The organism is Longicatena caecimuris, assembly GCF_018406465.1.
GTDB classification, from domain to species: domain Bacteria; phylum Bacillota_I; class Bacilli_A; order Erysipelotrichales; family Erysipelotrichaceae; genus Longicatena; species Longicatena caecimuris.
On the sequence record NZ_AP024510.1, the window covers coordinates 2,065,446 to 2,088,860 of the forward strand.

The following is a 23,415-nucleotide window of genomic DNA, read 5'->3' on the forward strand; positions in this document are numbered from 1 at the left end:
TTTTCGCTTTCCTTTGCGGATAATATATGATTTTTAGCGGAATTTCTTACGATTTTCCTACGAGCGGCAATGATACCTCAAAGCAGGTAAAGCCGTCCGTACTGTGGGCGGTAATCTGCCCGTGATGAAGTTCAACAATCTCCTTTGCAATGGCTAGTCCCAGGCCGGCTCCGCCAGTGGTTGAACTTCGTGATACATCCAGGCGGTAGAATTGCTCAAATATTCTTTCTAATCGTTCCTGCGGGATTGTATTTCCCTCATTTACGACTTTAATCAGCACTTGATCTTCTATTTGCTCTGTAATTATCTTAATGCTTGTATCTGCATTACAATAGCTGACAGCGTTTCGCAACAGGTTATCAAATACACGCTGCATCTTGTTTGCATCACACGAAACAAAAATATCCGGCTGCATTTCAAATTCCAGCTTGAGGTCTTTCCCGGCCAGCATCGGCTTAAACTCATATGCCAACTGTTCGAGCATCCTCGTCAGATTGATTTTGCCGTATACAAGCGTAATACTGGAAAGATTGAACCGTGTAATCTCAAAAAATTCGTTAATCAAATCTTCAAGGCGCTCTGCCTTATCCAATGATATGGTTAGATACCGTTCCCTAAGTTCATCGGAAATCTGGCCTTCGTCCCTTAACAGGGTCAAATATCCGATCACCGATGAAAGAGGGGTTTTTAAGTCATGGGCCAGATACATAACAAGGTCATTTTTCCTTTGCTCTGCAAGCTCGGCGTCCGATTTTCTTTTCGTCAGGGTATGCCGTATGGAATTTATCTTTCTTTCTGTTGAGGCAAGTTCTGCCGGAAGGGCAATATCCTGGGCATCTTCATTCACCAGGGAATCAATTCCACGGTTGATCTCCTGAAAGTATTTTGAAACATTGCCCACAAACATGCGAAAAATCACAAAAAACACACCCAGAACCGCCAACAGGAAAAGCCATATCTCATATCTCTTGAAGGTTCTAAGATAGACAGACACAGCCTCGTCGCGGTCATAGTAGACAAAGCGTTCTAAAAAGCCTACTACGACATTTGCAAAATTTCCTTTTAAAATAAACAGATAAACAACCGCTATAATCAGAAGGGAACAAACCATCATGAGCAGCATTTTGATGGATAATCTGTTTTTGAAAAGCAAATAATCATCTTCATAATTTGTTTTCTTTTTATTTTTCAATGGTATATCCCACTCCCCACACAGTTTTTATGAATTTCGGATTTCTGGCCCGTTCGTTCATTTTCTCTCTGAGACGTCCGATATGGGCCATAACGGTATTATTGTTATCAATGTATTTTTCGCCCCATACCGCTTCAAATAATTCTTCTGTTGAAACAACCTTACCCTGGTTTTCACACAGATACCAGAGAATAGAGAACTCCGTTGGCGTCAGCCCGAGCTCTTTTCCAAACAAGATACATTTATGGCTGATCTTGCTGATCGTCATTCCTCTTATATCGTATTCGCTGCGTTCATCCTCCTGTTTGAGTGATGGTTGCCTGTATCTCATGTACTGTCTTAACTGCGCTTTTACTCTGGCAACCACTTCCAGAGGATTGAAGGGTTTGGTAATATAATCATCTGCAACGGAGAGCCCCATGATTTTATCCCCATCTTCAACTTTTGCCGTCAGCATAATCACAGGAAAATAAAATTTCTCCCGGATTTTCTGGCAAATTTGAAAGCCATCAATATCCGGGAGCATAATATCCAATATGGCTAAATCCAGAGGGGTGGACTCAATACACTTTAACGCATCCGTGCCGTTATAAAATTTATAAACGGTATATCCATCGTTTTTCAGATAGACTTCCACTAAATCGGCCAACTCTTTTTCATCATCAACCACTAAAATTTTTTCATTCATTGCATTACTCCTTACTGCTTCGATCAATATATCTTTATTATGTGCAAAAATGCTGTCACATTATCAGCCGATGGTAGCATAATTACAGATAATCGTCAAGGGAGCTTATTTCTAATCTTGACGATTACCTACATAAAGCGAAGCAGATAGCTACGGCAGCCACACCTTAAACACATTCAACTGCCGTCTGATTTCATAGTTTAAATTACGGCACTTCAAATTTATATCCAACGCCAACAACGCTTTTGATGTAGTCCGGGGAATCCGGCGTAATTTTCAATTTCTTCCGCAGATTACTTATATGATTATTGACTGCCTTGCGGGAGTAATAGGAATAATCCTCATTCCAGACCAATTCCATAATCAGCTCATAAGTAAATACCCGCTTCGGGTGTGTGATCAACAAAGCAAGGATGTCAAATTCCTTAGCGGTTAATTCAATTACCTGCTCGCCAATACATACAAGCCGTTGTTCCTGGCAGAAATATAAATTGTTCATTTGAATCTCTGTGAACGGTTCATCAATGACTGTCTGCACCTTATAAGTTTCGGGAATGGCACATGGGCTGTCAGCCAGATTATTCTGTTGTTTTTCGGAATCAAGAAGATAGTTTACTAATTCCCGACGCTGACGGGCGTTTAACAGAACAAGCAGCTTTTCCGCAATTCTACCGCCCGGTTCAGATATATCAAATACAGCTAATTTCCCATGTCGCCGCCCCCTTTCCGTAGTGTGGGTATTTATTCTTTTACCATCAACTAATATTCCTGTTGTATTCCAGCGTTCTATGCAAAAAGCTCATTTTAATCGTTATAAAGTTTGCTATATTGTTTCGGAGTCACTCTGGCATATTTTTTGAAAAAATTATTGAAATGGCTTTGGCTGCTAAAGCCGAGCTGATAGGTTATGTTTGATAAATCTTCTCCGTCCTTCAGCATTTTTTTGGCTTCTGTCATTTTAATACATTCAATAAAACGATAGGGGGATATACCCTTTTCTCTCGTAAACATACGTATAAAGTGGTACTTGCTAAAACCGGTAAAGGAACTCAAATCGCATAAAGAAATGTTTGTGGCATAGTGCCTTTCAATATACTCGCAAGCACGTTCTACACCATCCGAAATTTCCTTTTGTCCGCATTTCAATGGTTGAGCATAATCTGCAACCAAATCACCGATAATCATATAAAGCAGCTCTTCCTTTTGCAGATCACAATACGATCCATTTTCAATTAAATCAATCAACTCTTTGATTTGCGGAATAAGGTCGCTCTGGTGAACAATCTGCGGATCAAAATACGGGCATATAGCATATCCTATACATTCCAATGCCAATTCTTCCATGCGTTCGGTAGTGATGTGAAAACATCTAAAATCCAACAGTTCTTTTTCCAATTCTAAGCAGGTATGATTGTCATTCGGGTTAAAAAGGAGCAGATCATTTTTCCCTATTGTATACTCCTTGCCTTGACATATTACCCGTCGGCTTCCGCTTTCTATATAGCCCAATTCATAGTAATCATGAAAATGCGGAGGTAAGTTTTCTATCATTCCTGTCAGTGTTAATACCTCTATATTAAGTTTTTCGTCAAAAACAATTCTACTGCCAGCGTTATCCATAAGTCACCTCCATAAGCTACCTCCACAAAGTTGTCCCGATAATATCATTATAGTTTATGCGCATCTCGTTTTCTTGCATAATGTTGCTATCTTTATCAGGGCTTGTCGAATATTATGTTTCCATTTCCTGTTATGACTGTATGCGCTTTCTGAGATTGATGAGGCTAAATACATCATCCATAATTTCTCTATCCTTTACATCCAGCATCAACCACTTCTGTCCATTTCCGGTTTTCGTGTTTTTGAATACCGTCTGCACATAGTCGGAACATAGCGGCATAAGAAGCTCTGCCTCCGTAAGTTCACGACTTCCTACAACCACGAGAGCGATAAAATAGCCTTGCATCGGATAGAGCGTACAAAGAGACTTTCCACCTTTTTTATACTTAATATTCCAGCCAGCCTGCATGGAACAGCGGCTGTGTTCCATGCAGGGCTTGATCTGGTAGGCGGACTGGATACGCTCATTAAACTCCGCCCATAACGGACTGCCGATATATTCTGTGACCTGCTCCCACGTAGGCGGCGTTACATTTGAATAGAGCAAATTCCAATCCATTCTTATTTTCCTCCTTAGCTTTTATTTTTCAGCGGCAGGGGTTTAACCCAAATTTCCATGTAGGCCATGTCCTCCGCATCTCTGTAATACTTCTCTGCAGAGAAGGGCTCTGTGGTCAGGCTGTGGTGCTGCAACCATGTACCAAAAAGGTACTTGCTGGCCTGATCCAAAGCTACCGTCACCAAATCCTCAAAATTTTCTGCTTCGACTCTGCAAACGATGTATTCTCCTGCCGAGAGTTCTCTCTTAACAAAACCATCCTGCAGCCGGTCCGGAATATTTTGAACAAGACCGCCTGCAAAATAAGTGAAAAGGGGTTGTGCAGTACCTTTCGCATGGGACATTCCCATTTCTACATTAGTATTTAGATTGGCTACGATTGAAGCCTTCTCCATGTGGTAGCGCTTCCAAAGCTGCCCTGGCACATCTACACCTGTGCTTTCTCCAACTGGGATTTGTTCAGAAATGCGAACTTCCGTTTCCAGTCCGAAATAAATTTCCGGTTTTTCCAATGTCTTTCTCTGAATCTCCAAGACAATATTTCCTACCACTAGCGGAACCCCTTCGTCTACCAAAACGTAATTCATAGAAACTTCCGGCTTGTCGAATGTATTGAGCATTGGTAAATCCCTTCTGTAGTTTTCAGGCGTAATCCCATACGTTTCCTTGAAAGCTCGTGTAAAATTCGCATGGCTTGAAAAACCATAGTCCAAGGCAGCGTCAAGAATCCTCTGTTCGGTACTTTTCAGATTTTCAATAACCTTTGCCAAACGGCGGAGCTTCACATATTCCTGAACCGGTTTATTTACCAGCCGCCTGAATAAGCGCTGAAAATAAAAGGGGGACAGGCCGACAGTATTTGCCAGTTCTTCCGTTGAAATTTCTTTTGTCAGGTGTTCCTCGATAAAAGTCAAGGATTGTTCGATCGCTTCATATGCGTGCATTGCGGCACCTCCTATATTTGATGTTCAAATTATATCATTTTATTTTTTGCCAGGCTTTTCACGCAATGCGCTTTTTGATTAAGAAAATGCACTTTGTAAAATAGAGACATGGAATAAGGGCTGCTGAACGACAGCTTTTTTCTTTTGCCGTCGTTCAGCAGATTGGGGCTATATGGATTTAGTTTTTTCGGAAAAAGCGTTCACAGTGCTCGTAAGGGGGTAGCCCCTTATCGGTGATTTCAATATAATCAGCTTTAATCATACCGTACAAATAGTAATCGCAGTATGTGTTTACCATTTTACCCTCACGGATTAGTCCCTCACGCTTGAAGCCTGCTTTTTCCAATGTTTTATACGATGCCATATTTTGCGTGTGAACATCAGCCCATAAACGTTGTAGTTCCGTTTCTTCAAAGCAGAAGATAGCTACTCTCGCCAGCGCTTCTGTCATAAACCGGTTCCCTTGATAGGCAGGTGAAAGACGAAATGCCACTTTTGCCATGCGGTCATTCTCAATGAGATATACCCACATATCACCAATAACTTTATGATCCTGTTTGTAGACAACACCCCAATGAAAACTTTTCGTAGGTTTTTCTGGTTTTTGGAAAAGTAATTCCGGATTTAAGTCGCTTTTTCCGGGGCGTTTGCCCCAATACTGATAAATGGAGCTGTCGCCCAGCCATTCTTTCAAATCCGCAACATCTTCTTTTCGCAAGGGGCGCAGGATAAGCTGCTCCGTTTCAAGAACAGGTTTATCCTGAACAAAATCCTGTAATTTCATAAGCCGCCCCCTTAAAAGTTGAACACCTGTCCCCAATCGAAACAGCCGGACGCTTCTGTGCTTTTCGGCCATCCGCTGCACCATGCGGGAACACCGGGCGTTTCAACCCTGTCAAAACTCGGTGTGTAGGGCTTGATGTCGAGTACGGGCGTATTGTCGTTTGCGTCAATAAATGTAATGCGAATCATGCCGTTGATGAAATCAATATCGATAATTTCGGACGCCGTTAATGCGATAGGGTTCGGACGTGCAGGAGATCGTGTCGCAAATACACCCATGACTTCGGGTGAGCCTCTATAGGGCTGTTCTGTCTGTAATTCATTCCGGTCTGCATCGTTGTCACAATCACTGAACCACCAAAGAACATTGATATGGCTGAAGCCCTCTAAGGCTTGCAGTCCGGGAATGTACTCCGGCTCTAACTGAATAAATGTGCCGGTTTCATCATTTTTTACTTTGCCAATGGCTTTTAATTGATAGGTCATATTTTTCCTCCTTGCTTTGTTGGTAAATCCAGTATAATACCTCACATCATGTGAGATGCAACAGGGAAAAATAAAAAATGCCCTGTATTTTTAGCAGGACATTTCAAAGCCTGCACAATCATATGTGTTCCAGCGGTATTTGAAGTTCGATCAGATATTTTTCAGGGTCATTCTCATTCCACGGGCCTCTATGTACGATCTGACGCATCGGGTTAGACATTTTGTATTTGCTGTTTTTCTGCAGCCATTCGGCAAAGGCAAGGTAGGCTCCTTTTATATTTGCAAAATCTCCATAGACCATTGTACAAGCCATATGTGGGACTGGTTCTGTCATGCGGAAACAAAATGGTTCTTTTGCCGTTCCCATTTTCTTTACCGGAGCACATAACTCAATATCAACATCTGTCTCCCGAAATTCTGTATCGTGATAAATGGAAAATGTATTGCTCGTTATTTCTATTTTTTGCGCATCTGTAAAAGCAGAAAGTTCTTTCCATAAGTCGCCCTCGGAATAGTAGGTTGGTACAACTTTCCGCAAGGATAGCACCTGATACGCAGGGATCGACTTAACGGAGATGTTATAATGCAGTTCTCCTTTGCCACCCTGTATTTCACTTTTTGCAAGTTCAATCTTCCGCAGTTTTTCTCGTTCGGCCTGTATTGCATCTTCTATCTCTATGTGCTTTTTGTCAAGCTGCGCAAGAAGTGATTGCTCGTCCAGCGTCAGGGCAAGCGCGATTTCTGAAACATTCAGCCCACTATCCCGCAAATACAGGATTTTATTCAGACGCAGTATTTGCTCCACCGAATACAGCCGGTGTCCCGTCCATTTATCAACCTCTGCTGGCTTCAGAATGCCCACCTCGTCATAATAGCGGAGCATACGAATAGATACCTGCGTCAGCTTTGAAAATTCTCCTATCCGAAACATCGTTTCACCACCTACTCTAATTATATTTGTACTTTTATCTCATTACAGCTTTATATGTTACTTGCTGCATCCTTATTGTACCGTCTTTCGTTTAGTCTATCAATGCTGTTCATGGTATGAGAACTTTTTCCTAGTCACCACAAAATGGCAAGCAATGCAATCTTCCGTAAGATTGCGTATTTTGGCAGGAATCCGTTTCCGGTATTCCTGCCAAAATGCTTGTTGGTGACATATCCCCAAACCCCAGAGATCATCACCTGCGGTGATGGCTGCGCGTTCCGTTGTAACGCTGAAATCTTCATACATGAAGATAGAAAAAGGGAAAAACCTTATCATAGCAATAGAAAAACGGCATGGCGGCCTTGATTTTTCAAAGCCGCCGTCAGTAAAATGTAATATGAGCGGGGGAAAGGGGCTGTTCAGCAACGTTTTTCTTTTCCGCCGCCGGGCAGATACAATAGGTTATTAGCGATTACAGCAATAGACTTTAATTGCTTCAAAAAAAAACTCTGCAACATTCCATGTAGCAAATCTGTTGATGTACTCGGCAAACCGTTCGTCTGTTTGATAGAGTTCGCCTAGATACATCAGCATATCATCCGAACAGGGATAGAAGTTTTCAGAAATATACTCTTGCCACTCTGCAACAATAGATTGAACGGCGGGTAGAGTAGGTGTTTCTGCCTTATATTCCGCCAATCGTTCAAAGACATTTTGGGAATATATTAAAAAATCATTCCACTTCCGATTTCTCTCTTTTTCGGCTCTGGCTGAAAAAAAAGAAGAATACTCTTGATACTCATGGGTGCTGCCCCAACGTTCGATAACTTCATTCCTATATTTTTCTTGTAGAGCAGAAATTTCTGCATTTGAAAATGCTGTAAAAGAGTAATCACTCTTTCCGGCCAAAGTATCGTTGACTAAGCAAATAAGTCCCTCTATTTTCTTTTTTCTAAGATTTAGAAGATCTAAATGTCTTTCTAACGCTTCTCGTTTATTATATACGGGCGCTGATAATAATGCCTTGATCTCTTTTAGAGAAAACCCCACTTCACGGTAAAATAGAATTTGTTGTAACTTCTCTAAATCATTTTCAGAATATAAACGATATTTTGTCTTATCTGCTTTGGTAGGTTCCAACAGACCGATTTCATCATAGTAATGCAAAGCACGTATCGTAATGCCGGTCAGCTTTGCAACCTCGTGAATCATCATTTTTTTAGAATTCATTCCAAAATCCCTCCACTTCTTTTAGTATTTCATCAGCAGGTGTCATGGTAGCTTCAATTATAGATTTTCCTGTTTTTTTCAGATAGTATTTTATCATATGATAGCCACAAGCATATCCAGCACAATAGGGTAAACCAACAGGAAAATAATTTTGCATTTGAGCCATTTCATCACCATATAGATATGCTGTCAGGTTATCTAAGCCTTGTACATCCAGCCCTTCCCGGATGATGGGTTTGATATATCCGTTCAAAGTTTCCATATCTGTCTTGCTTACCCACGGCCCTACATTTTCCTCACCATATAGGTAAGTAGCAAAGTTTTCAGCAAGGCCCTCACTTATCATCATTTCAGCAAGAGTAATGTCATTGTGCCATTTTATAAACTGGAAACGGACATTATGATTTGTTTCATGTGCCAACGCTACGGGAAGTCTGCTCTTAGTGTGTTCAGATGGAACAAGCCATGTAAAAATGTAGCCGGGAATACCACCATCACCACAGTAATTGTCATTCATTATCGAATAAGGGTTTTGGGGGTCAGCCAGCAAAACAGTGTATAGATATTCTTTCACAGGAAATTCAATTCCAGCATCGGAAAAACACTTTAATGACCGCTCGATAGACTTTTGACAGTTATCCCAAAATTGGTTATCGTCTAACAGTGTAATACCTTGGGCCCATGTTTCATCAATTTTTTCTGGCAGAAGAAAACCTAACATACCACTTGCCATAATAACATCATAGCCATTCGGTTGTGCAGCCTTCATCGGCACATTGTAGCAGGCCCATTTCTTTTCAAAAGGCTTCATCATTTCATAGCGATAAATATCATTTTTTTTAGAAACTGGCGCTTCCATGATTTTTCTGTAGATACCGTCAGAACGAACGGCCTGTACTTTTAGGATGCTCATATTTTGTACTTCCTTTCAATATTTTGTAACCTCATTCTACGGTATGACGGAACGTCAAAGTCAATAGTTTTTGAAAAATTTCTTTCCAGAACATTGAATTATAATTTAAGCAATCTGATTAAAAACACAAAACTATCACTGGCGTGCATTATCCCGCTCCCGTTCCATCACAGACTCGCCCAACAGATAGTCCACATTGGCTTTAACATTATAAAGCTCTTTCATATCAGCCCTGGCCTGCTTGTAAGCAGAGTAGGCTTTCCGTTTCTGCTCCAGAAGTCCGGCGTATTCCTCCCGCAGAGATTTGACGGAAGGCAGCTTTGTGATCCCCAGCTCGTCAAAGTGTTTCTTCGCCGCTTGTTGCAGCAGGATTTCCGTCTCATGTGCCGCACGGAATTTTTTGCTGTACCCGGCTTTCCGGTACTCCACATAGATTGCCCGCGTCTTGGCATAATTTACAATCTGTTTCTGCAGCTCTCCGTTGGCGGTCATCTGTGATTCCAGCTCCTTGATCTGTACCGACAGCGCATTGAAGCTGGCGGTAGCGGCGTCTGATTTTTTCTGCAAATCCTCATAGCTCATATCGCCATGCTCTTTGAGCCAGATCACCGCCTGGGAGAGCTGCTTTAAGTTGAATACCTTCGCCCAGCGTTCATACCCCGGCCCCTTGCCGGAACAGATCGCCGCCTCAATATCCACCAGCAGCCCGACTTTGGAAACCGGCTTTTGGGGAGAGGTACGGCGAGGATTCACCGTCTGGGTGCCGGCAATCCGTTCTTTGATGGCCTGCTCGGTATAGTCGCCCTTTAGCGTGTCACATCGGGTATATCTATGCTCCGGTGACAGGCGAAAACGGAGGTACTTTCGTTCCTGATTGACTTCCATCCCAGCCGCCTCCAGCTTCTTCAAAAGTTCTTCAAAGTCTTTCGGCTTTTCTTCCAGGGCAGCATCGATAGCCCATCGTAGCTGTTCCTGATGGGAAGGCTGTTTCTGACTTCCCATCCATGTGCCGTAATGATCCCGGCTGGGTTTCGGATTCTCTACAATGGAAAGCCCATGCTCCAGGCACAGTTTGTCATTCATGCGCCGGATCGCCCAGGTAGAGCCCCAGAAGTTGCGGAATTTTTTCTGGCAGTCCAGCGTGGTAGAATTTATGATAATGTGATTATGGACATGGTGTTTATCCACATGGGTGCAGACAACAAAAGCATGGTTTCCCTTCGTTAGTTTCAATGCCAGCTCCCGCCCAATCTGGTTCGCTTCTTCCGGCGTGACCTCGCCGGGCCTGAACGCCTGCCGGAGATGGTAGGCAATCACATCATCCACGCCTCGGTTACGTCCGGTCAGGTTCGCATACTGGCGCTTGGATAAAAGAAACTCCGCATCAGCGGTCCGAGTGTCGCACTCATACCCGTAAATGAATTTTCCAAAATCGGTTTTCTGCGGATTCTCCACATAATCAATGATGTCCGCAATCGCCGTGGAAACATCCCGGCCTTTCCCAACGTGCAGCGGCATGAGCCGTGTGGTCGCCATCTCATCACCCCCTTACTGTAAAACCGGCTCTGTTATCGTTCCTGTTCTTTTTTCATTTTCGGTTTATCACTGTGAGCCGCCTGCTGCCCGACACTTTTATTCAGGCTGTCACGGACAGAAGGTTTCTCCTGTGCCAACGCATACTCCCGTCTTGCTTGTGTGAGAAATAAATCCATCAGCCCTGTATGGCTGCGGTCTACAACAAAGGAAACATTCCGGTCATATCCGAAACCGTCTTTATCCTCACAGACCGGGATTGTCTGCGCCCAGGCTTTATTATCATGGGAAATTCGCCCGTCATGCTCTTTCTGCCGGACCGTGTTGGCGAGGACATAGAAAATCCGGCCAGAATCAAATTGCTGTAAGACCTGCTGCACACATGCGGGGCCTAAACGGTTATCCCGGTAGTTGTCCGCAATAGCCTGTTCGATTGCCTCCTTACACGCAATGTTTGCTTTGTGGGAAGTGCGGTACTGATCCAGTTCCCCATGCTCATGCGCATAGGCTGCCGAGTGAAAATAAATTGGTGTTGTATCTTTCAATCAAATTCCTCCAATCAAAAAAGCTGCCATGACAGACAGCCATAATTATAGAAAAAGGGCGGGGCTGCCAATGAGCCCCGCCGAAACTGCTTAACCAAATACAAAATCCTTTAACGCGCTGTTTGCTCCGCCGATAATCCCCACCAGCCAGGCCGCCGCCATTGGCAGACCGTAGGGGCTGATCAGGAACGCAATCACCAGCCATGAAAGCCCCGGCCAGAACCCGGCAATGAAGAATAGCACCAGCGCCGCCAGAAAAACAATTCCTGATAGAATTCCCAGCACAGCGCCGGAAATTACGACAAGAAATTTACACATCAAATAGAGAATCCCCGTTACTAACATAAGGGGAAGTGCCAGCAATTTACCAATCAGGCGCATACGCTCCGCCTCCTTTCAATAGGGCAGTTTTGCCCTTATAGAAATTCTATCGTGCCAGCCTGAGAAAAGCAACCGCTTTCGTGCCTGTTTATGAAATATTCGCAAATCCCCGCAGCAGCTTATCCATGCCATCCCACAAACTGTCCAGGCGGGTGCGCAGATCGTCCACGTCGGCGGCGTAAATACTCCCTGTCTCATTGGCACGTCTGGCGTACTGGTTTAAGTTATTGGAGCAGATGCGAAGAAGCCGTATCATTTCCTGGATGTCGCTCATATCCAGATGGATGATATAACCGTCTACTGCCATCTTGCGCAGATATGCGGAGAGGTTGGTAATGCCGAGCTCCGCCATGCGCCCCTTTACCAGCTCCGCCTCCTGTTCAGACATAACGAATTCCACCCGGACGGATTTTTTGTTATGCCCGGCTTTCATCGTTCCGGCTCCTTTTTGGGGGAAGGGAAAGGCGGTTTATGAGCGGAAATGGCGGCTGCCCGGGACTCTTTGAGCTTTCCACGCAGAGTACCTTTTTTCAGGCCGTCAATATACTCGTTTATATCGCCGTTTGTGGCATGGTAAGAGCGTTTGAGCCGTTCCCGTTTCAGGATTATGGCAAGCTCCCGCTCATTCTCCGGCAGCTCGGTCATTGACTTTGGGCTCCCATGCAGCGGCATAAGCTCGTTCATAAGCCGCCTCCGGTCCTGGTAGGGAATTATGATATTGGTTCCATCCTCGAAAGCAACAGCTACATTTCCAATAGGGCAGGTCAGCAGCTTTACCCGCTCCACATGCGACCCATAATCCAGCGGATAGATATTCCCGATCACTTTTCCGTCCAGCACATCTTTGATAGAGAGGGCATAAGCAAGGACCGGGTCTTTCGTCTGTTCATGGTAGAACTTCCACACTTTATTTGCATGGCTGCCCTCCAGATAGACCTCCCATTCCCGCAGGGTATAGGTGCCGCAGGGCCGCGATAGCCAGAGAAGGTGCCGGTCCTCTGGTTCCCCTGATACGGCCAGCTTTGGAATCAGCTCTTTATCCAGGTCAAAATCATCCTTATAATGCTGCGTGTGCAGCTCCATGATCTGCTCCAGGCTGTCCAGTATATCCACGCCCTCGAACCTTACCGCACCCATCAGCGTTCCCTCTCTGCCATAAGCGGCGCTGCCTGCCTTGCTTCATGCTCCGGGCGGTCTGCCTTCAGCCGTTCCATCAGGGAAGGCTTTTCCTCCGGCAATGTTTCCGGCGCCAGTTCCCGGATTTCCTCATAAGTCTGACCGTCCGTCAAATCAGGGCGTTCCGGAGGTTCATTATTCAGTCTGCCATCCAGCATATTGTAATTTCCGGTCTGGCCTTCCTCGTAAAGCTCCGCATTGCGCAGATAGCTTTCGGGCGCCTGGAAAGGCTGCCCGGCAAACAGGATTTCTCTATGGGGCGTAAACTGTGAAAGCACGCCGTCCCGAAGCCTTGCAAATTCCTCATACTGGCGCAGGGTAAGGCCGCGCTCCAGCATTTCCGCCTGGGTATGCGCCCAGCCCTCCCCATAAAGAAAATAGTACATATCCGGCTGGTCGCAGACAAAGCACAGGGAGCCGTCCTGATTATCATAATAGGACGCCTGCATATCCTGATAGTGGCAGCGTTCCTCACGGCCCAGGTACACCCGGTTATCTGCGCCCAGCATGGCGACCATGCCTGCATAATTGCTGTGGACCGCAGAGCGGATTTGCACCAGCGGGTCCGCCTCCGGCATGATCTGTCTGCCGGGAATCTCGTTCCGTTTCTCCGCTGCGTCATTTCTCGGCGTCACTTCCTCATGGGCACGGGCATCCAAATCCGGCTGCGCCTGTGCGGAAGTCTTTCTGACGGCGCCCGGTTCTGGTTCTTTCTCCTGTGCATAATAATGAACATTGGCGTTGGTTTTGCTGTTCATTTCTCTGGCGTAAGCCTCCGCAGCCTCGTGGGCGTCAAATTCCAAAGGCTTTCCATCCTCCTTGCACCACGCCTCGGCATGGCCGAAGATAGAAGCGCCGCTGCGCACCGCCCATACGCCGTAGGTTGTTTCTTTTCCCATTCTGATCCTCCTTATCGTTCCTGCTGTTTTGATGGTTTCTGTTTTTGGGGTGTCTCCGTCTGCTTTGCGTCTTTTATCTGCTGCCGGAGGGAAGGTCTGTGCTCCGGCGCCGCTTCGGAATCCGTGATATTGACATACTCACCAATGATACAAAGCGCCTCCCCGTAACTGCCGGAAGCAAACACCCGCTCCTTCATTTCCTTTGCCTGGTCCTTCAGGTCATGCTCCCGCAGGGTACGGGCCGCAATGCCTACCAGGTTGAAGATATTACCGTCCTGGCCGATCAGCGCACAATCCGGCTTTTCCGGCTCCGGCGAAGGTTCCCCGATAAAACCGCCCAAACGGTTTGGTACAAAATCGGACAGCCAGGTACCCCCGAAATTCTCATGGGTCTGTAAACGCCACATGGCAAGTTTCCCAATGTCCAGCTTTACATCCTCGAAAGGGTAGAGCAGACAGGTCAGCTCCCCATACTGGAAAGTGGAAACATCCTCAAATTTACTGCCGTCCTTCAAAATGCCAGCCTCGGTGAACATCTCGTTGATCCCGTTCACCCATTCCCTCAAATCCCCGCCGCAGCCCTGCAAGATCAGGCCGTCTCTGCCCTCCATGCGCCGCAGGTCATCGGTTGTGATCGTGTTGATATTCAAAAAATCGCCTCCTATCGTTCCTGTTGATGATTGGTTTTCTGCCGGGTGGCTTTTGCCTCCGGCTGTTTCTTTAGCTGCTTGCGGACAGAGGGTTTCTGCTCCAGTTCCCTCATGTCCGTAAAAATATCGGATAACGGCTGCTCCCAGCGTTCTCCGAAGCCACGGACCACCGTGCCCGCCAGCGCGCCATTTTCCTGAAACATTTTCAGTGTGTCAAAAGCCCGGTCAAACAGCTTGATATTTCTCTCGTCCACACAAGGCGCGAAGTGGATCACCCCTTTGGGATAGTCCCCGCCGGTGCCGATCCAGCCCCGGACAAAATCATCAAAATCTTTTGTGATCCCGGTGCCGGCAAGTTCCTCGGCATGGCTGGCCGGTAAACCTTTGGCTTTTCCATACTGCCGTCCCAGCACAAGAACGGCGGTTATGGGATTATACAGAAAGCGCCGGTTATTGATCTGTTGCATGTCAATGGCCTGCGTCTTTGTATCGATCCGCATAATATCCGCCGTGATCGGTATTTTTTCTATAAGCATCCCTCCTGACTGTTTTCTGATAGCGGCAACGCCGCGCAGCCGTTCCCGAAGGGAACGATCTGCCAGATCGTTAGGTTTGGCGTCATCCCTGAGAAAGCAAAAAATAAGCGCCCTCAAAGCGCCTTTGTCCGCAACTTAACTTCATTTTGGAGGCTGGGAGTATTCTAATATAGATCCCCCTCAAACCGGAGCCTGAAAGCCTTAATAATCAAGCCTCTTTTTGGTTAAGTTGCGGACACATCACCTCTTATTCAGCCGTTCCCTGCGTTTGCGCTCCCGCTCGGATTTCCGTCTTGCGAAAGCACGGCAGGAATCAGAACAATACGCCTGGCTGGTGGTGGGAAGATATGCCCTGCCGCAGACCGGGCAAGTTTTCTGTTTCAGGGAAGTGTCCTCACCTGTAATGGCAGATTCCAGTGCCGGGTCCACCGGCAGCACCGCCTCTTGAAAGTACCGGCAGAAAGAGCCGGTCCACCATTTATGCAGCATGTAACAGGGGCAGTCTAAGGGGAGGCAGAGCTTTTCCTGATTGTCAAAGTTGGCGCAAAGGTCTGTCACCAGCCTTCGGATTGCCGCCCGTTCCTGCCTGGTTAATTCCCGTAAGGGAGGCCCGTTCATTTCCTCCTGCCTTTCTTAGCCGGAAATTCCAGCTTGAAATTTACATATTTGCCGCCTGTATCATCCAGCAGCACCACCGCGTCATAGTTTTTTCCCGTCTTTTCGCTGTAAAGCCCGGACATAGAAACGCGGCCCTCTTTCAGAAGGGCCGCCGCAACAGACTTTGTTATGGATTTTTTCTTTCCGGAAAAGAACTTATTATCTTTCCAGAGGGCAAAGGAACAGCTTTGGTTGTCGCAGAAAAACCCTTTTTTGCCCTCATATACGGTTCCGCCGCAGCGGGGGCAGGTGCCGACAGCCTCACGCCCATTTTTCTTTGCATCTGGGAACAGACCGGCAAAACATTCCTCCGGGGCGGTATGGGCCTTGACAAGCGCCCGGCTCATATCTGCGATCCCATCCATGAAATCTTTTGCCGGAACTTCGCCGCGCTCCACCTGCTTTAATATGGATTCCCATTCCGCGGTGAGCATGGGCGATTTAATGTTATCCGGCAGGACCAGAATCAGGTTCGTACCTTTTTCCGTGGGGATAAGCTGCTTTTTCTTCCGCTGCACAAATCCGGCAGAGACCAGTTTCTCCAAAGTAGCCGCACGGGTGGCCGGGGTGCCTAATCCCTTGCGCTCGGCGTCCTCCGGCATGTCCTCGGCGCCAGCGGTCTCCATAGCCGCCAAAAGGGAATCCTCCGTATAGTGCTTCGGCGGGGAAGTTTTGCCCTCCCGGACGCTGGCAGAGACCATTTCAAATAACTGTCCTTCCTGCAGCATGGGAAGGGAGACATCCGTATTCTCGTTATCCTCCGGCTTGGATTCTTCTAATCCCATTCGGTAGAGACGTTCCACTTCCTTCCATCCGGCCTGTAATACGGTTTTTCCTTTTGCCGTGAAGGAATTGCCCTGGCAGTCCAAAACTGCCGTTACCGCCTCAAACCGGTGGGCCTGGGCCGTGGCAGAAAGCAGCCTTGCAGCGATCAGTGTCAGTACATCCCGCTCCCCGGAAGGAAGCTCCGATAAATCCGCCCGGGCAATCTCCACCGTAGGAATAATAGCGTGATGGTCGGTGACTTTGCTGCCGTCCGTTATGCGGTCAATATCCGGTTCCCCGGCGCAGCCCTTTCCAAAAGGCATATTGTCCCGCAGCCAGAGAATCAGGGAGGTAGCGGTTGCCTGCATATCCTCGGTTAAATATTGGCTGTCCGTCCGGGGATAGGTCGCCAGCTTTTTCTCATAGAGGGATTGTACATAGTCAAGGGTCTGTTGAGCTGTATACCCATAGATACGGTTGCATTCCCGCTGTAAGGTTGTCAGATCGTATAGGCGGGGCGGCTGTACTGTCTTGACCTGTTTCTCCACGGACAGCACCGAAGCAGCCTGCCCGTCACAATCCATAAAGATTTTTTCAGCTCCGGCCTTATCCGGCAGCTTTTCGCCGGAGGAAACAAAGCCGCCGCAGGTGATCTCCGGCACATAAAAGGGCTTGCTCGTAAATGCTTGAATATCCGCCTCCCGCTGTACCAGAAGGGCCAGCGTGGGTGACATGACGCGCCCCACATTGAGCGTGACGCCATACAAGACAGAGAAAAGCCGGGTGGCGTTAATGCCGATCAGCCAGTCAGCACCGGCTCGGCAGACCGCCGCGTCATAGAGTTTATCGTAATCGCTGCCAGGACGCAGGTGTTCAAACCCATCACGGATCGCTGCGTCCTCCATACTGGAAATCCAGAGGCGTTCCATCGGCTTGCTGCATCCGGCATACTCATAGACCAGACGGAAGATCAGCTCGCCCTCACGCCCGGCATCCGTAGCGCATACAACCGATTCCACCCGTTTGTCTTTCATCAGCCGGCATAAGAGGTCAAGCTGCTTTTTCTTATCCTTCGGCACTTCGTATTTCCATTCTTCCGGCAGGATCGGCAGATCGCCATAACGCCATCTGGCGTACTGTTCCCCGTAGGCCTCCGGCTGTGCCAGTTCCAGAAGGTGCCCCACGCACCAGCTTACCAGATAACCGCCGCCCTCCATGTAGCCGTCTTTTTTCTCATTCGCACCCAGAACCGCCGCCAGCGACATGGCGACAGAGGGCTTTTCCGCAATTACTAATTTCATTCCTGTAACCTCCATTTCTTATAGTTCCGGTTTATTCCGGCCTATTTGCTTTGTTTTGGGTTTCATAGTGTCTTTTTCCTGTATCTGCTGTCGGTGGCTGGAAAGCTGCTCCACCACGCCTTTTTTCTGGCTGTCAGCGCACCCACTGAGGGCTGCGGTGGTTTCCTTTACCAGATTTGCCCGCTGGATGTTTCGGTCAAAGCAGGTAAGATAGGCATGGTAATCGCCTTGTCCGGGGGAGCAGCGCAGACAGTAGCGGTAATTCTCTGTCTCCACTACATATCCATAATTCTGCCGCCAGCCGCCTTCGATTGCCCCGCCGTGGCTGTAGCAGAAGCGGCTCATGGAATTTAAGTCCTTCAAAACACTGTCTCTAAGCTGATCGACCACTTGGCCTAATTCTTTTTTAAAAGCGGCGCTGTTCAGACTTTCTTCCCCGCGCGGGTGCCAGGTATGCCAAAATTCCTTACCGCCTGCTCCAAAGTCAATGCGGACATGACCGATGGCGCCCATCTGTTTATCTTGATCTGGCGTCTGTGCATAAAAAATGCCTGCCTCATCATTGGAAGCAGGACGTATCTCAAAGCGGGGACAGTATTGAAGTTTGTATTCCGCACAGAATTCTTTCAAGCTGATTTCGTCGCCCAGGAAATTCAATCCATCCCGCAGACGCTTATAACCGCTCTTTGGAATCTTGACCGGTTCAGGAGTCAGGACAGTACCCGCATGGTTGACACCTACATACAACTCCAATGTTACCGGCCTGCCGGGATCATTGTCCGAACCCCGCAGGTTATAGCAGTAAAAGCCCAGCGGCACTGTACTCACATCCATCCGCGAATTTGTAAACAGAGCCGGTTTTCCAAACAGCTCCACATGTTCAAATTGTTCCTTCGTCGCATCCATGCTCATTTACACGATTCCTCCTTTGCATTTGTTCAAATTCTTCGTCCGCTCGCTTTCCAGCCTGCAAAATACACATCAGTACAACGCCGGCAGACATACCGCAAGTAAAGGTCAGAAAGTGTGCTATAAGATTCCACATAAAAATCGCCTCCTTTTTGAATTTAGCTTATATAGCAAAGATAAAATCTGACACGGCAATACCGCCCTAGCGGTTGCCATTTCTTTCCCAAGAAAAAGAGCCGATAACCGCATTTTAATTTGCGTGTTATTGGCTCTGCGTCTTGCTCTGTATAGTTTTATATTTACTTTAACTTTCCATCTCCAGCCATTAAATCTGTCATTTCTTCAATTTTTTCAAGCGGGAATGGTGGAAGTGCTACGGGTTTCATGGCGATTGACATTAGTTTCATGGGATTGTCATCGGCTGCTATTCGGTTAGATGAAAGTTGTCCACATCTACGGCAACGGTGGATAATTGCCCATTCACCATTTTTACGTACCCATACCGCTATCGGCTCCATAATACCACCGCAATCAGACTCACGGTCGCCAGTTTCTATATCCACATGGAGACTGTGCAAACAGTTTGGACAATGATTGCGGTGATCACTTCCGGCACCTGCTGGCACAACAAGCCTGCCACAAACTTTGCAGGTAAAACTGTCATTACAAGCATGAGTACGATAATACCCTTTTTCATATTGTTTCCGTTTGTTTTCTCTATTCATGAAAATTGATCCTCCTAAAAGTCTTGGTAATTGCCCTTTTGGGAGGTTTGGTAGAGATTGATTTTACGCAAACCTCCCGGTTAGCAAACAATCTCCGATAATAAATATTTCTTATACATAAAAATCCTCCTGTTTTTATAAGCACAACTTTCGTTGGACTTTGTAAATTATTATATTTTCGGAAAACCAGATGTTTCCTCAATAACGACTATCTTTAAGTTTTCCGCTGAAATAATTCGTTCTTGTTTACACTTTGGACAGAACAAAGGGTAGTTTCTTAAAAATGTATCTTCTCTCTATTTCAAGAGTGTCTTGTTTTTGCAAACAGGGCACAAAACCCATTCAAATTCCATATGCTCACATTCCTACTTTACGTTATCTGTTAATTCAACAATTAGCCTTTTTCAGCATAGCCGTCCGTTATTGCATATTTTTCTATGAAACGATCCATATGCTCTGTAAAGAGATTTTCAATTTTTTCTCTTTCTTCCTTATCATGTGCTGCATCTGAAATAGTTAATAACAGATAAAAGGGAGCATAAAATTCAACCGCCATTTGCTTTGGCTCACCTTTGCACCAAACTCCTTGTTCCATCATTTCACGAAATAAATCCTCGATAAAACTGACAGGGCCATTTCCCAAAACTTTTTGATAAAGGCTTGTCATTTCGGAATTTCTGTACTGTTCCAATGTCAACATTTTGCGAAAATTGCAAGCAATTTCATCCTCTGTCCAATAATGAAATTGAGACTCCATATATGCCTTAACGCTTTGTATTGAAGTATTCCTAAAAAGTTCTGTGGTTCCATCAAATTCTTTTTCTGGAATGCCTGCTTTTTTAGATCGTTCAATGTCTAATTGGCATATATGTTCAAAAATCTTATCGAAAATATCGCGCTTATTTTTATAGTGTCTATATAGTGCGCCTTTTGTCATGCCCAATTCTCCCGCAATCTTACTCACAGAAACTGCTTCATAGCCATCTTGGGCGAACAGTCTAAGAGCGGTTACTAAAATATTTTCTTTTGTATTAGCCATTTTCACACCTCCTGCAAGTAAACGCTCGTTTACATATCTGCATTATAGTAAACGAGCGTTTATTTGTCAAGTGTGTTTGAACGATTTATTTGTAAAATAACTTTTATTGGATTAAAAAAAGCAAAGGCTTCCAATACCTTTGCGTTTTATTACAGAGAAAAAGCACCACTGAAAATATGTGGCGCAGTTTCAAAAATATTTAATTGAGAGAAGGGAAGATTAGATGATCTATAAGCAATGATTCATGTGTAAAAATCATAGTATATTCAAATTATCCCTTTTTCTTATGAAGCTTTAAATCGATATTTTTCGTTGCCGCTGCATCTTGCAGTAATCCAGCAACAAAGGCGCTTTTTTCTTTGAGCGTCAGTGTTTCCATATCAGGTTTACGTTCAATTTCCCTGAGTACCGTTTGTAGGTCTTGCAGTTCTAAAAGGTTGACGGCTACACAAAAGAGTGTCTTTTTGCGGCCATCATTATAGCCCAACAAGAAAACCTCCAGGATTTTTGCTTTTTCCGCCTGCTCTGCATTATAAGCATCTATCCCGAATCGTTTGGCCTTTTCCATATCAGATTTTCGGTTTCGATGTGTTATAAAGGAATCAAAGTCGTCAATATGATCGTATTTTTCGCAAGGGTATTCACTGCATTGGAAACAATATTCAACACCGCCATGTTCCATGCTGCACCTTGCGATTTTGCAGGATTGGTTCCCCTCACCGCCGCCGCAGCCGGGGCAGTTTTTATTCAAGAACATGGGGCAAAGCCCGCAATTCAAACCGCAGAGGGAAAATAATTGATTTGGTCGGTTAAATCCTTTCATGGAACCTCCTTAAACAGCCTGCCTGCAAATATTCAAGACAAGCTCTGATAATACTTGACATAGCAAAGTAGAAAATTTGAAAACTTAAAACTCATATCTTGTACCATGCGAGAGCAACAAGCCATCTGTTAATTCCACACGCAGAATGATAGTGTTTTCATCGTCAAAATCAGTATGGCCGTTATCGATCCATTCTGCAAAGACCTTTTTCAGCTTTTCAGCAATCACACAATTCTCTTTTTTTCTGAAATAACCCAGGCTAACACCTTTCCCGTGCGCTGTAAACCATTCGCCGGCGATTGCAACAACAGAGTTATCTTTTATATGTTTCATTTTATTTGAGAGGGCATGGGTAATGATATAAAATGCACCATCTTCGTAATAGGCATTTACATATCGCACATAAGGCGTTTTATTTTCTGTTGTTGCCAATGCTATAATTGCGTCTTTTCCAAAGCGTTCATTCATGATCTGTTCGGCTTCTCGACTAAATTCTTTCATTGAATTATTCTCCCTTCAAATTACATTTTCCAGATCTATTCAAAGTTCTGACAGACTGGAATGATAGACTTTACTTGCTCAAGAACATTATCAGTGCCTTTGATACCCAGCATAGGAATATTCAAGTTTTCCGCATTTATTCTATTGCTAAGTTCGCTCATAAAAATACCTTTACCGTTTATCTCTTTGTTAAAATCTGATGTGGTTTCCACACCGCAGTTTGGCGAACGATTTGCACCAATAATCCCGATTATCTCGAAGCCGTAGGCATTGTATTCTGTTATCTGTTTCATCACATATTCAACCTGAACCATTAGCATTTTGTATGATTCCGCTTTTTGCATTTCCTTACGAATACGGGTATTTTCAATAACGACAGGAACATCTGCCCCATCGTTATTTCCTCTATTAAGCCCTAAACAGCAAAGTTCAGGACATGGCATTTGGACAATACCAATATCAGCATCAAGAAGAATTTTTATTACATCCTTAAAAGTTGCTGGAAAAACGGCTGTTCCATCAGATATTGAATTTTGATTTAATATACAATGCGCTATAAAAATAACTTTTTTGCTTCGACCGTCCTCAAACATAAATTTTCCTCTTTTTAAGCTCGAATTTGTTTTTTGTTGTGTTACTCTCTGATAAACTGTAAGTTGTCTTTATAATTTCAGAATTGCAATCAGCTCTTCTTCGTACATTTCTCCGGTTTTAACAAATCCAAACGAACGGTATAATTGACTGGCAATTTCGTTCTTAGGTTCATATGACAACCAGCAGTATTCCGCTTTACCCTATAAATATTTTCATATACTTTTCCTCCGAGTACTGATTTGTTACCCTTTATATCAACTTTAGCAGTTCTGTATGTATATATCCGTTTGTTCCTGCTACGCTGCTGCCTTTCCTCGGATCAAGCAGATTCCCCGTAAAATCAGTTATTTTACCTCCTGCCTCCTGAATCAACAGCATACCGGCAGCATAGTCCCAGGGATTCAGGTAAATCTCGAAATAGCCTCCCTGTCTGCCACAGGCGGTATATGCCAGTTCCAGAGCGGCAGACCCAATCCTGCGGACATCCTGACATTGGCCGAACACTCTGCGGAACCGGGCAAAGTGTTCATCCGCCAGCTCTCTTTTTGCTGTTCCCAGCCCAATTATCGTGTCGGATAGTTTTTCTGCGTTTGATACATGTATGGGCTGTCCATTTAGGAAGCTCCCCTTGCCTTTAATCGCTGAAAACACTTCTTCATGGAAGGGATCATACACGATCCCGATAACAATTTCCCCTTGGCGGCAAAGGGCTAAAGATACAACACTGTGCTGATAATCGTGCATAAGGTTTGTAGTCCCGTCAACCGGGTCTAAAATCCAAAAGCTCTCCGCTTTCATTTCCTGCAAACCGGTTTCTTCTCCAAGAAGCTGAATATCCGGTGCAAGGGCAAACAGCTCCTTTTTTAAGAAATTTTGCACAGCAATATCTACCTGCGTTACATAGTCCGCAAGACCTTTCTCTTTCACATGAGAAGCCATTTCACGGTTTTTTATTAGCCCCTGCGTTTTTGTTACTAAACTGATAATTTCCTGAATATCCATATACATTTCCTCCATTGGCGCAGTCATCTGACT

Annotated in this window: 30 protein-coding genes; all 30 read right to left on the bottom strand. The window is 45.4% G+C overall.

From position 1 onward, the window contains the following. Positions 1-46 precede the first annotated feature (46 nt). The 30 genes from vanS to KJS44_RS09875 all read right to left on the bottom strand — a co-directional run bounded on the left by vanS (position 47) and on the right by KJS44_RS09875 (position 23,382). The gene (vanS, locus tag KJS44_RS09730; RefSeq protein WP_213540045.1) at positions 47-1,192 is read right to left on the bottom strand and encodes a vancomycin resistance histidine kinase VanS; all 1,146 of its coding nucleotides are present in this window, start codon (positions 1,190-1,192) and stop codon (positions 47-49) included. Then, positions 1,182-1,880, bottom strand: coding sequence for a vancomycin resistance response regulator transcription factor VanR-D (gene vanR-D, locus KJS44_RS09735; protein ID WP_213540046.1), 699 nt, complete (start codon positions 1,878-1,880; stop codon positions 1,182-1,184). The genes vanS and vanR-D overlap by 11 nt, the downstream gene beginning before the upstream one ends. Positions 1,881-2,085: 205 nt before the next feature. Beyond that, positions 2,086-2,379: a winged helix-turn-helix domain-containing protein gene (locus tag KJS44_RS09740; RefSeq protein ID WP_244976534.1), complete on the bottom strand. Its 294-nt coding sequence runs from the start codon at positions 2,377-2,379 to the stop codon at positions 2,086-2,088. Positions 2,380-2,684: 305 nt separating this feature from the next. Further along, on the bottom strand, positions 2,685-3,500 hold the full coding sequence (locus tag KJS44_RS09745; RefSeq protein ID WP_213540047.1) for an AraC family transcriptional regulator: 816 nt from the start codon (positions 3,498-3,500) through the stop codon (positions 2,685-2,687). Between the two features lie 130 nt (positions 3,501-3,630). After that, on the bottom strand, positions 3,631-4,059 hold the full coding sequence (locus tag KJS44_RS09750; protein WP_213540048.1) for a DUF3788 domain-containing protein: 429 nt from the start codon (positions 4,057-4,059) through the stop codon (positions 3,631-3,633). A 14-nt stretch (positions 4,060-4,073) separates the two neighbouring features. Further along, on the bottom strand, positions 4,074-5,003 hold the full coding sequence (locus tag KJS44_RS09755; protein ID WP_213540049.1) for an AraC family transcriptional regulator: 930 nt from the start codon (positions 5,001-5,003) through the stop codon (positions 4,074-4,076). A 178-nt stretch (positions 5,004-5,181) separates the two neighbouring features. Beyond that, positions 5,182-5,787, bottom strand: a complete 606-nt coding sequence (locus tag KJS44_RS09760; RefSeq protein WP_213540050.1) for a GNAT family N-acetyltransferase — start codon at positions 5,785-5,787, stop codon at positions 5,182-5,184. An 11-nt stretch (positions 5,788-5,798) separates the two neighbouring features. After that, positions 5,799-6,272, bottom strand: coding sequence for a tRNA (N6-threonylcarbamoyladenosine(37)-N6)-methyltransferase TrmO (gene tsaA, locus KJS44_RS09765; protein ID WP_213540051.1), 474 nt, complete (start codon positions 6,270-6,272; stop codon positions 5,799-5,801). Between the two features lie 118 nt (positions 6,273-6,390). Continuing rightward, the gene (locus KJS44_RS09770; protein ID WP_213540052.1) at positions 6,391-7,203 is read right to left on the bottom strand and encodes a MerR family transcriptional regulator; all 813 of its coding nucleotides are present in this window, start codon (positions 7,201-7,203) and stop codon (positions 6,391-6,393) included. A 465-nt stretch (positions 7,204-7,668) separates the two neighbouring features. Continuing rightward, on the bottom strand, positions 7,669-8,433 hold the full coding sequence (locus KJS44_RS09775) for a MerR family transcriptional regulator (RefSeq protein ID WP_213540053.1): 765 nt from the start codon (positions 8,431-8,433) through the stop codon (positions 7,669-7,671). After that, a complete protein-coding gene (locus KJS44_RS09780) occupies positions 8,423-9,346 on the bottom strand; it encodes a DUF2268 domain-containing protein (RefSeq protein WP_213540054.1) in 924 nt (307 codons plus the stop codon). The genes KJS44_RS09775 and KJS44_RS09780 overlap by 11 nt, the downstream gene beginning before the upstream one ends. A 135-nt stretch (positions 9,347-9,481) precedes the next feature. Continuing rightward, positions 9,482-10,882, bottom strand: coding sequence for a relaxase/mobilization nuclease domain-containing protein (locus KJS44_RS09785; protein WP_213540055.1), 1,401 nt, complete (start codon positions 10,880-10,882; stop codon positions 9,482-9,484). A gap of 32 nt (positions 10,883-10,914) precedes the next feature. Beyond that, a complete protein-coding gene (locus KJS44_RS09790) occupies positions 10,915-11,424 on the bottom strand; it encodes a DUF3849 domain-containing protein (protein WP_213540056.1) in 510 nt (169 codons plus the stop codon). 90 nt (positions 11,425-11,514) lie between these two features. Then, complete coding sequence (locus KJS44_RS09795) at positions 11,515-11,805, bottom strand: CD1845 family protein (RefSeq protein WP_213540057.1); 291 nt, start codon at positions 11,803-11,805, stop codon at positions 11,515-11,517. Between the two features lie 88 nt (positions 11,806-11,893). After that, positions 11,894-12,238 carry a plasmid mobilization protein gene (locus tag KJS44_RS09800; protein WP_213540058.1) on the bottom strand — a complete coding sequence of 115 codons (345 nt, stop codon included), beginning with the start codon at positions 12,236-12,238 and terminating at the stop codon, positions 11,894-11,896. Then, entirely contained in the window at positions 12,235-12,942 is a 708-nt protein-coding gene (locus tag KJS44_RS09805) for a hypothetical protein (protein WP_213540059.1), read from the bottom strand. The genes KJS44_RS09800 and KJS44_RS09805 overlap by 4 nt, the downstream gene beginning before the upstream one ends. Continuing rightward, entirely contained in the window at positions 12,942-13,880 is a 939-nt protein-coding gene (locus KJS44_RS09810) for a DUF4316 domain-containing protein (protein WP_213540060.1), read from the bottom strand. Before KJS44_RS09810 ends, KJS44_RS09805 begins: the two co-directional genes overlap by 1 nt. Positions 13,881-13,891: 11 nt before the next feature. After that, on the bottom strand, positions 13,892-14,530 hold the full coding sequence (locus KJS44_RS09815; protein ID WP_213540061.1) for a hypothetical protein: 639 nt from the start codon (positions 14,528-14,530) through the stop codon (positions 13,892-13,894). An 11-nt stretch (positions 14,531-14,541) separates the two neighbouring features. Beyond that, positions 14,542-15,066, bottom strand: coding sequence for a hypothetical protein (locus tag KJS44_RS09820; protein ID WP_213540062.1), 525 nt, complete (start codon positions 15,064-15,066; stop codon positions 14,542-14,544). Between the two features lie 240 nt (positions 15,067-15,306). Beyond that, positions 15,307-15,684, bottom strand: a complete 378-nt coding sequence (locus KJS44_RS09825; RefSeq protein ID WP_213540063.1) for a cysteine-rich VLP protein — start codon at positions 15,682-15,684, stop codon at positions 15,307-15,309. Further along, positions 15,681-17,789, bottom strand: a complete 2,109-nt coding sequence (locus KJS44_RS09830) for a DNA topoisomerase 3 (RefSeq protein WP_213540064.1) — start codon at positions 17,787-17,789, stop codon at positions 15,681-15,683. The genes KJS44_RS09825 and KJS44_RS09830 overlap by 4 nt, the downstream gene beginning before the upstream one ends. An 18-nt stretch (positions 17,790-17,807) precedes the next feature. Beyond that, positions 17,808-18,701, bottom strand: a complete 894-nt coding sequence (locus tag KJS44_RS09835) for an LPD28 domain-containing protein (RefSeq protein WP_213540065.1) — start codon at positions 18,699-18,701, stop codon at positions 17,808-17,810. Continuing rightward, complete coding sequence (locus KJS44_RS09840) at positions 18,670-18,834, bottom strand: DUF3789 domain-containing protein (protein ID WP_213540066.1); 165 nt, start codon at positions 18,832-18,834, stop codon at positions 18,670-18,672. The genes KJS44_RS09835 and KJS44_RS09840 overlap by 32 nt, the downstream gene beginning before the upstream one ends. 163 nt (positions 18,835-18,997) lie before the next feature. Beyond that, the gene (locus KJS44_RS09845) at positions 18,998-19,423 is read right to left on the bottom strand and encodes an RNHCP domain-containing protein (RefSeq protein ID WP_213540067.1); all 426 of its coding nucleotides are present in this window, start codon (positions 19,421-19,423) and stop codon (positions 18,998-19,000) included. Positions 19,424-19,593: 170 nt separating this feature from the next. Beyond that, the gene (locus KJS44_RS14820; RefSeq protein ID WP_458574478.1) at positions 19,594-19,689 is read right to left on the bottom strand and encodes a cysteine-rich KTR domain-containing protein; all 96 of its coding nucleotides are present in this window, start codon (positions 19,687-19,689) and stop codon (positions 19,594-19,596) included. Between the two features lie 128 nt (positions 19,690-19,817). Then, the gene (locus KJS44_RS09855) at positions 19,818-20,462 is read right to left on the bottom strand and encodes a TetR/AcrR family transcriptional regulator (RefSeq protein ID WP_213540068.1); all 645 of its coding nucleotides are present in this window, start codon (positions 20,460-20,462) and stop codon (positions 19,818-19,820) included. Positions 20,463-20,733: 271 nt separating this feature from the next. Next, entirely contained in the window at positions 20,734-21,285 is a 552-nt protein-coding gene (locus KJS44_RS09860; RefSeq protein WP_213540069.1) for a DUF3795 domain-containing protein, read from the bottom strand. 84 nt (positions 21,286-21,369) lie between these two features. Then, the gene (locus tag KJS44_RS09865; RefSeq protein WP_213540070.1) at positions 21,370-21,786 is read right to left on the bottom strand and encodes a pyridoxamine 5'-phosphate oxidase family protein; all 417 of its coding nucleotides are present in this window, start codon (positions 21,784-21,786) and stop codon (positions 21,370-21,372) included. Between the two features lie 35 nt (positions 21,787-21,821). Further along, positions 21,822-22,379 (bottom strand): CD3072 family TudS-related putative desulfidase, encoded by a 558-nt coding sequence (locus tag KJS44_RS09870; protein WP_213540071.1) that lies wholly within the window; start codon positions 22,377-22,379, stop codon positions 21,822-21,824. A gap of 250 nt (positions 22,380-22,629) precedes the next feature. Further along, a complete protein-coding gene (locus KJS44_RS09875; RefSeq protein ID WP_213540072.1) occupies positions 22,630-23,382 on the bottom strand; it encodes an inositol monophosphatase family protein in 753 nt (250 codons plus the stop codon). Positions 23,383-23,415 lie beyond the last annotated feature (33 nt).

Coding starts and splice junctions, on each gene's coding strand:
- KJS44_RS09770 (WP_213540052.1), bottom strand. CDS start 7,203: ATGTTTCGGATAGGAGAATTTTCAAAGCTGACGCAGGTATCTATTCGT.
- KJS44_RS09805 (WP_213540059.1), bottom strand. CDS start 12,942: ATGGGTGCGGTAAGGTTCGAGGGCGTGGATATACTGGACAGCCTGGAG.
- KJS44_RS09795 (WP_213540057.1), bottom strand. CDS start 11,805: ATGCGCCTGATTGGTAAATTGCTGGCACTTCCCCTTATGTTAGTAACG.
- KJS44_RS09810 (WP_213540060.1), bottom strand. CDS start 13,880: ATGGGAAAAGAAACAACCTACGGCGTATGGGCGGTGCGCAGCGGCGCT.
- KJS44_RS09785 (WP_213540055.1), bottom strand. CDS start 10,882: ATGGCGACCACACGGCTCATGCCGCTGCACGTTGGGAAAGGCCGGGAT.
- KJS44_RS09865 (WP_213540070.1), bottom strand. CDS start 21,786: ATGAAAGAATTTAGTCGAGAAGCCGAACAGATCATGAATGAACGCTTT.
- KJS44_RS09835 (WP_213540065.1), bottom strand. CDS start 18,701: ATGAGCATGGATGCGACGAAGGAACAATTTGAACATGTGGAGCTGTTT.
- KJS44_RS09875 (WP_213540072.1), bottom strand. CDS start 23,382: ATGGATATTCAGGAAATTATCAGTTTAGTAACAAAAACGCAGGGGCTA.
- KJS44_RS09860 (WP_213540069.1), bottom strand. CDS start 21,285: ATGAAAGGATTTAACCGACCAAATCAATTATTTTCCCTCTGCGGTTTG.
- KJS44_RS09755 (WP_213540049.1), bottom strand. CDS start 5,003: ATGCACGCATATGAAGCGATCGAACAATCCTTGACTTTTATCGAGGAA.
- KJS44_RS09820 (WP_213540062.1), bottom strand. CDS start 15,066: ATGCTTATAGAAAAAATACCGATCACGGCGGATATTATGCGGATCGAT.
- KJS44_RS09845 (WP_213540067.1), bottom strand. CDS start 19,423: ATGAATAGAGAAAACAAACGGAAACAATATGAAAAAGGGTATTATCGT.
- KJS44_RS09840 (WP_213540066.1), bottom strand. CDS start 18,834: ATGTGGAATCTTATAGCACACTTTCTGACCTTTACTTGCGGTATGTCT.
- KJS44_RS09760 (WP_213540050.1), bottom strand. CDS start 5,787: ATGAAATTACAGGATTTTGTTCAGGATAAACCTGTTCTTGAAACGGAG.
- KJS44_RS09825 (WP_213540063.1), bottom strand. CDS start 15,684: ATGAACGGGCCTCCCTTACGGGAATTAACCAGGCAGGAACGGGCGGCA.
- KJS44_RS09745 (WP_213540047.1), bottom strand. CDS start 3,500: ATGGATAACGCTGGCAGTAGAATTGTTTTTGACGAAAAACTTAATATA.
- KJS44_RS09870 (WP_213540071.1), bottom strand. CDS start 22,379: ATGTTTGAGGACGGTCGAAGCAAAAAAGTTATTTTTATAGCGCATTGT.
- KJS44_RS09830 (WP_213540064.1), bottom strand. CDS start 17,789: ATGAAATTAGTAATTGCGGAAAAGCCCTCTGTCGCCATGTCGCTGGCG.
- KJS44_RS09775 (WP_213540053.1), bottom strand. CDS start 8,433: ATGAATTCTAAAAAAATGATGATTCACGAGGTTGCAAAGCTGACCGGC.
- KJS44_RS09800 (WP_213540058.1), bottom strand. CDS start 12,238: ATGAAAGCCGGGCATAACAAAAAATCCGTCCGGGTGGAATTCGTTATG.
- KJS44_RS09780 (WP_213540054.1), bottom strand. CDS start 9,346: ATGAGCATCCTAAAAGTACAGGCCGTTCGTTCTGACGGTATCTACAGA.
- vanR-D (WP_213540046.1), bottom strand. CDS start 1,880: ATGAATGAAAAAATTTTAGTGGTTGATGATGAAAAAGAGTTGGCCGAT.
- KJS44_RS09750 (WP_213540048.1), bottom strand. CDS start 4,059: ATGGATTGGAATTTGCTCTATTCAAATGTAACGCCGCCTACGTGGGAG.
- KJS44_RS09740 (WP_244976534.1), bottom strand. CDS start 2,379: ATGAACAATTTATATTTCTGCCAGGAACAACGGCTTGTATGTATTGGC.
- KJS44_RS09855 (WP_213540068.1), bottom strand. CDS start 20,462: ATGGCTAATACAAAAGAAAATATTTTAGTAACCGCTCTTAGACTGTTC.
- tsaA (WP_213540051.1), bottom strand. CDS start 6,272: ATGACCTATCAATTAAAAGCCATTGGCAAAGTAAAAAATGATGAAACC.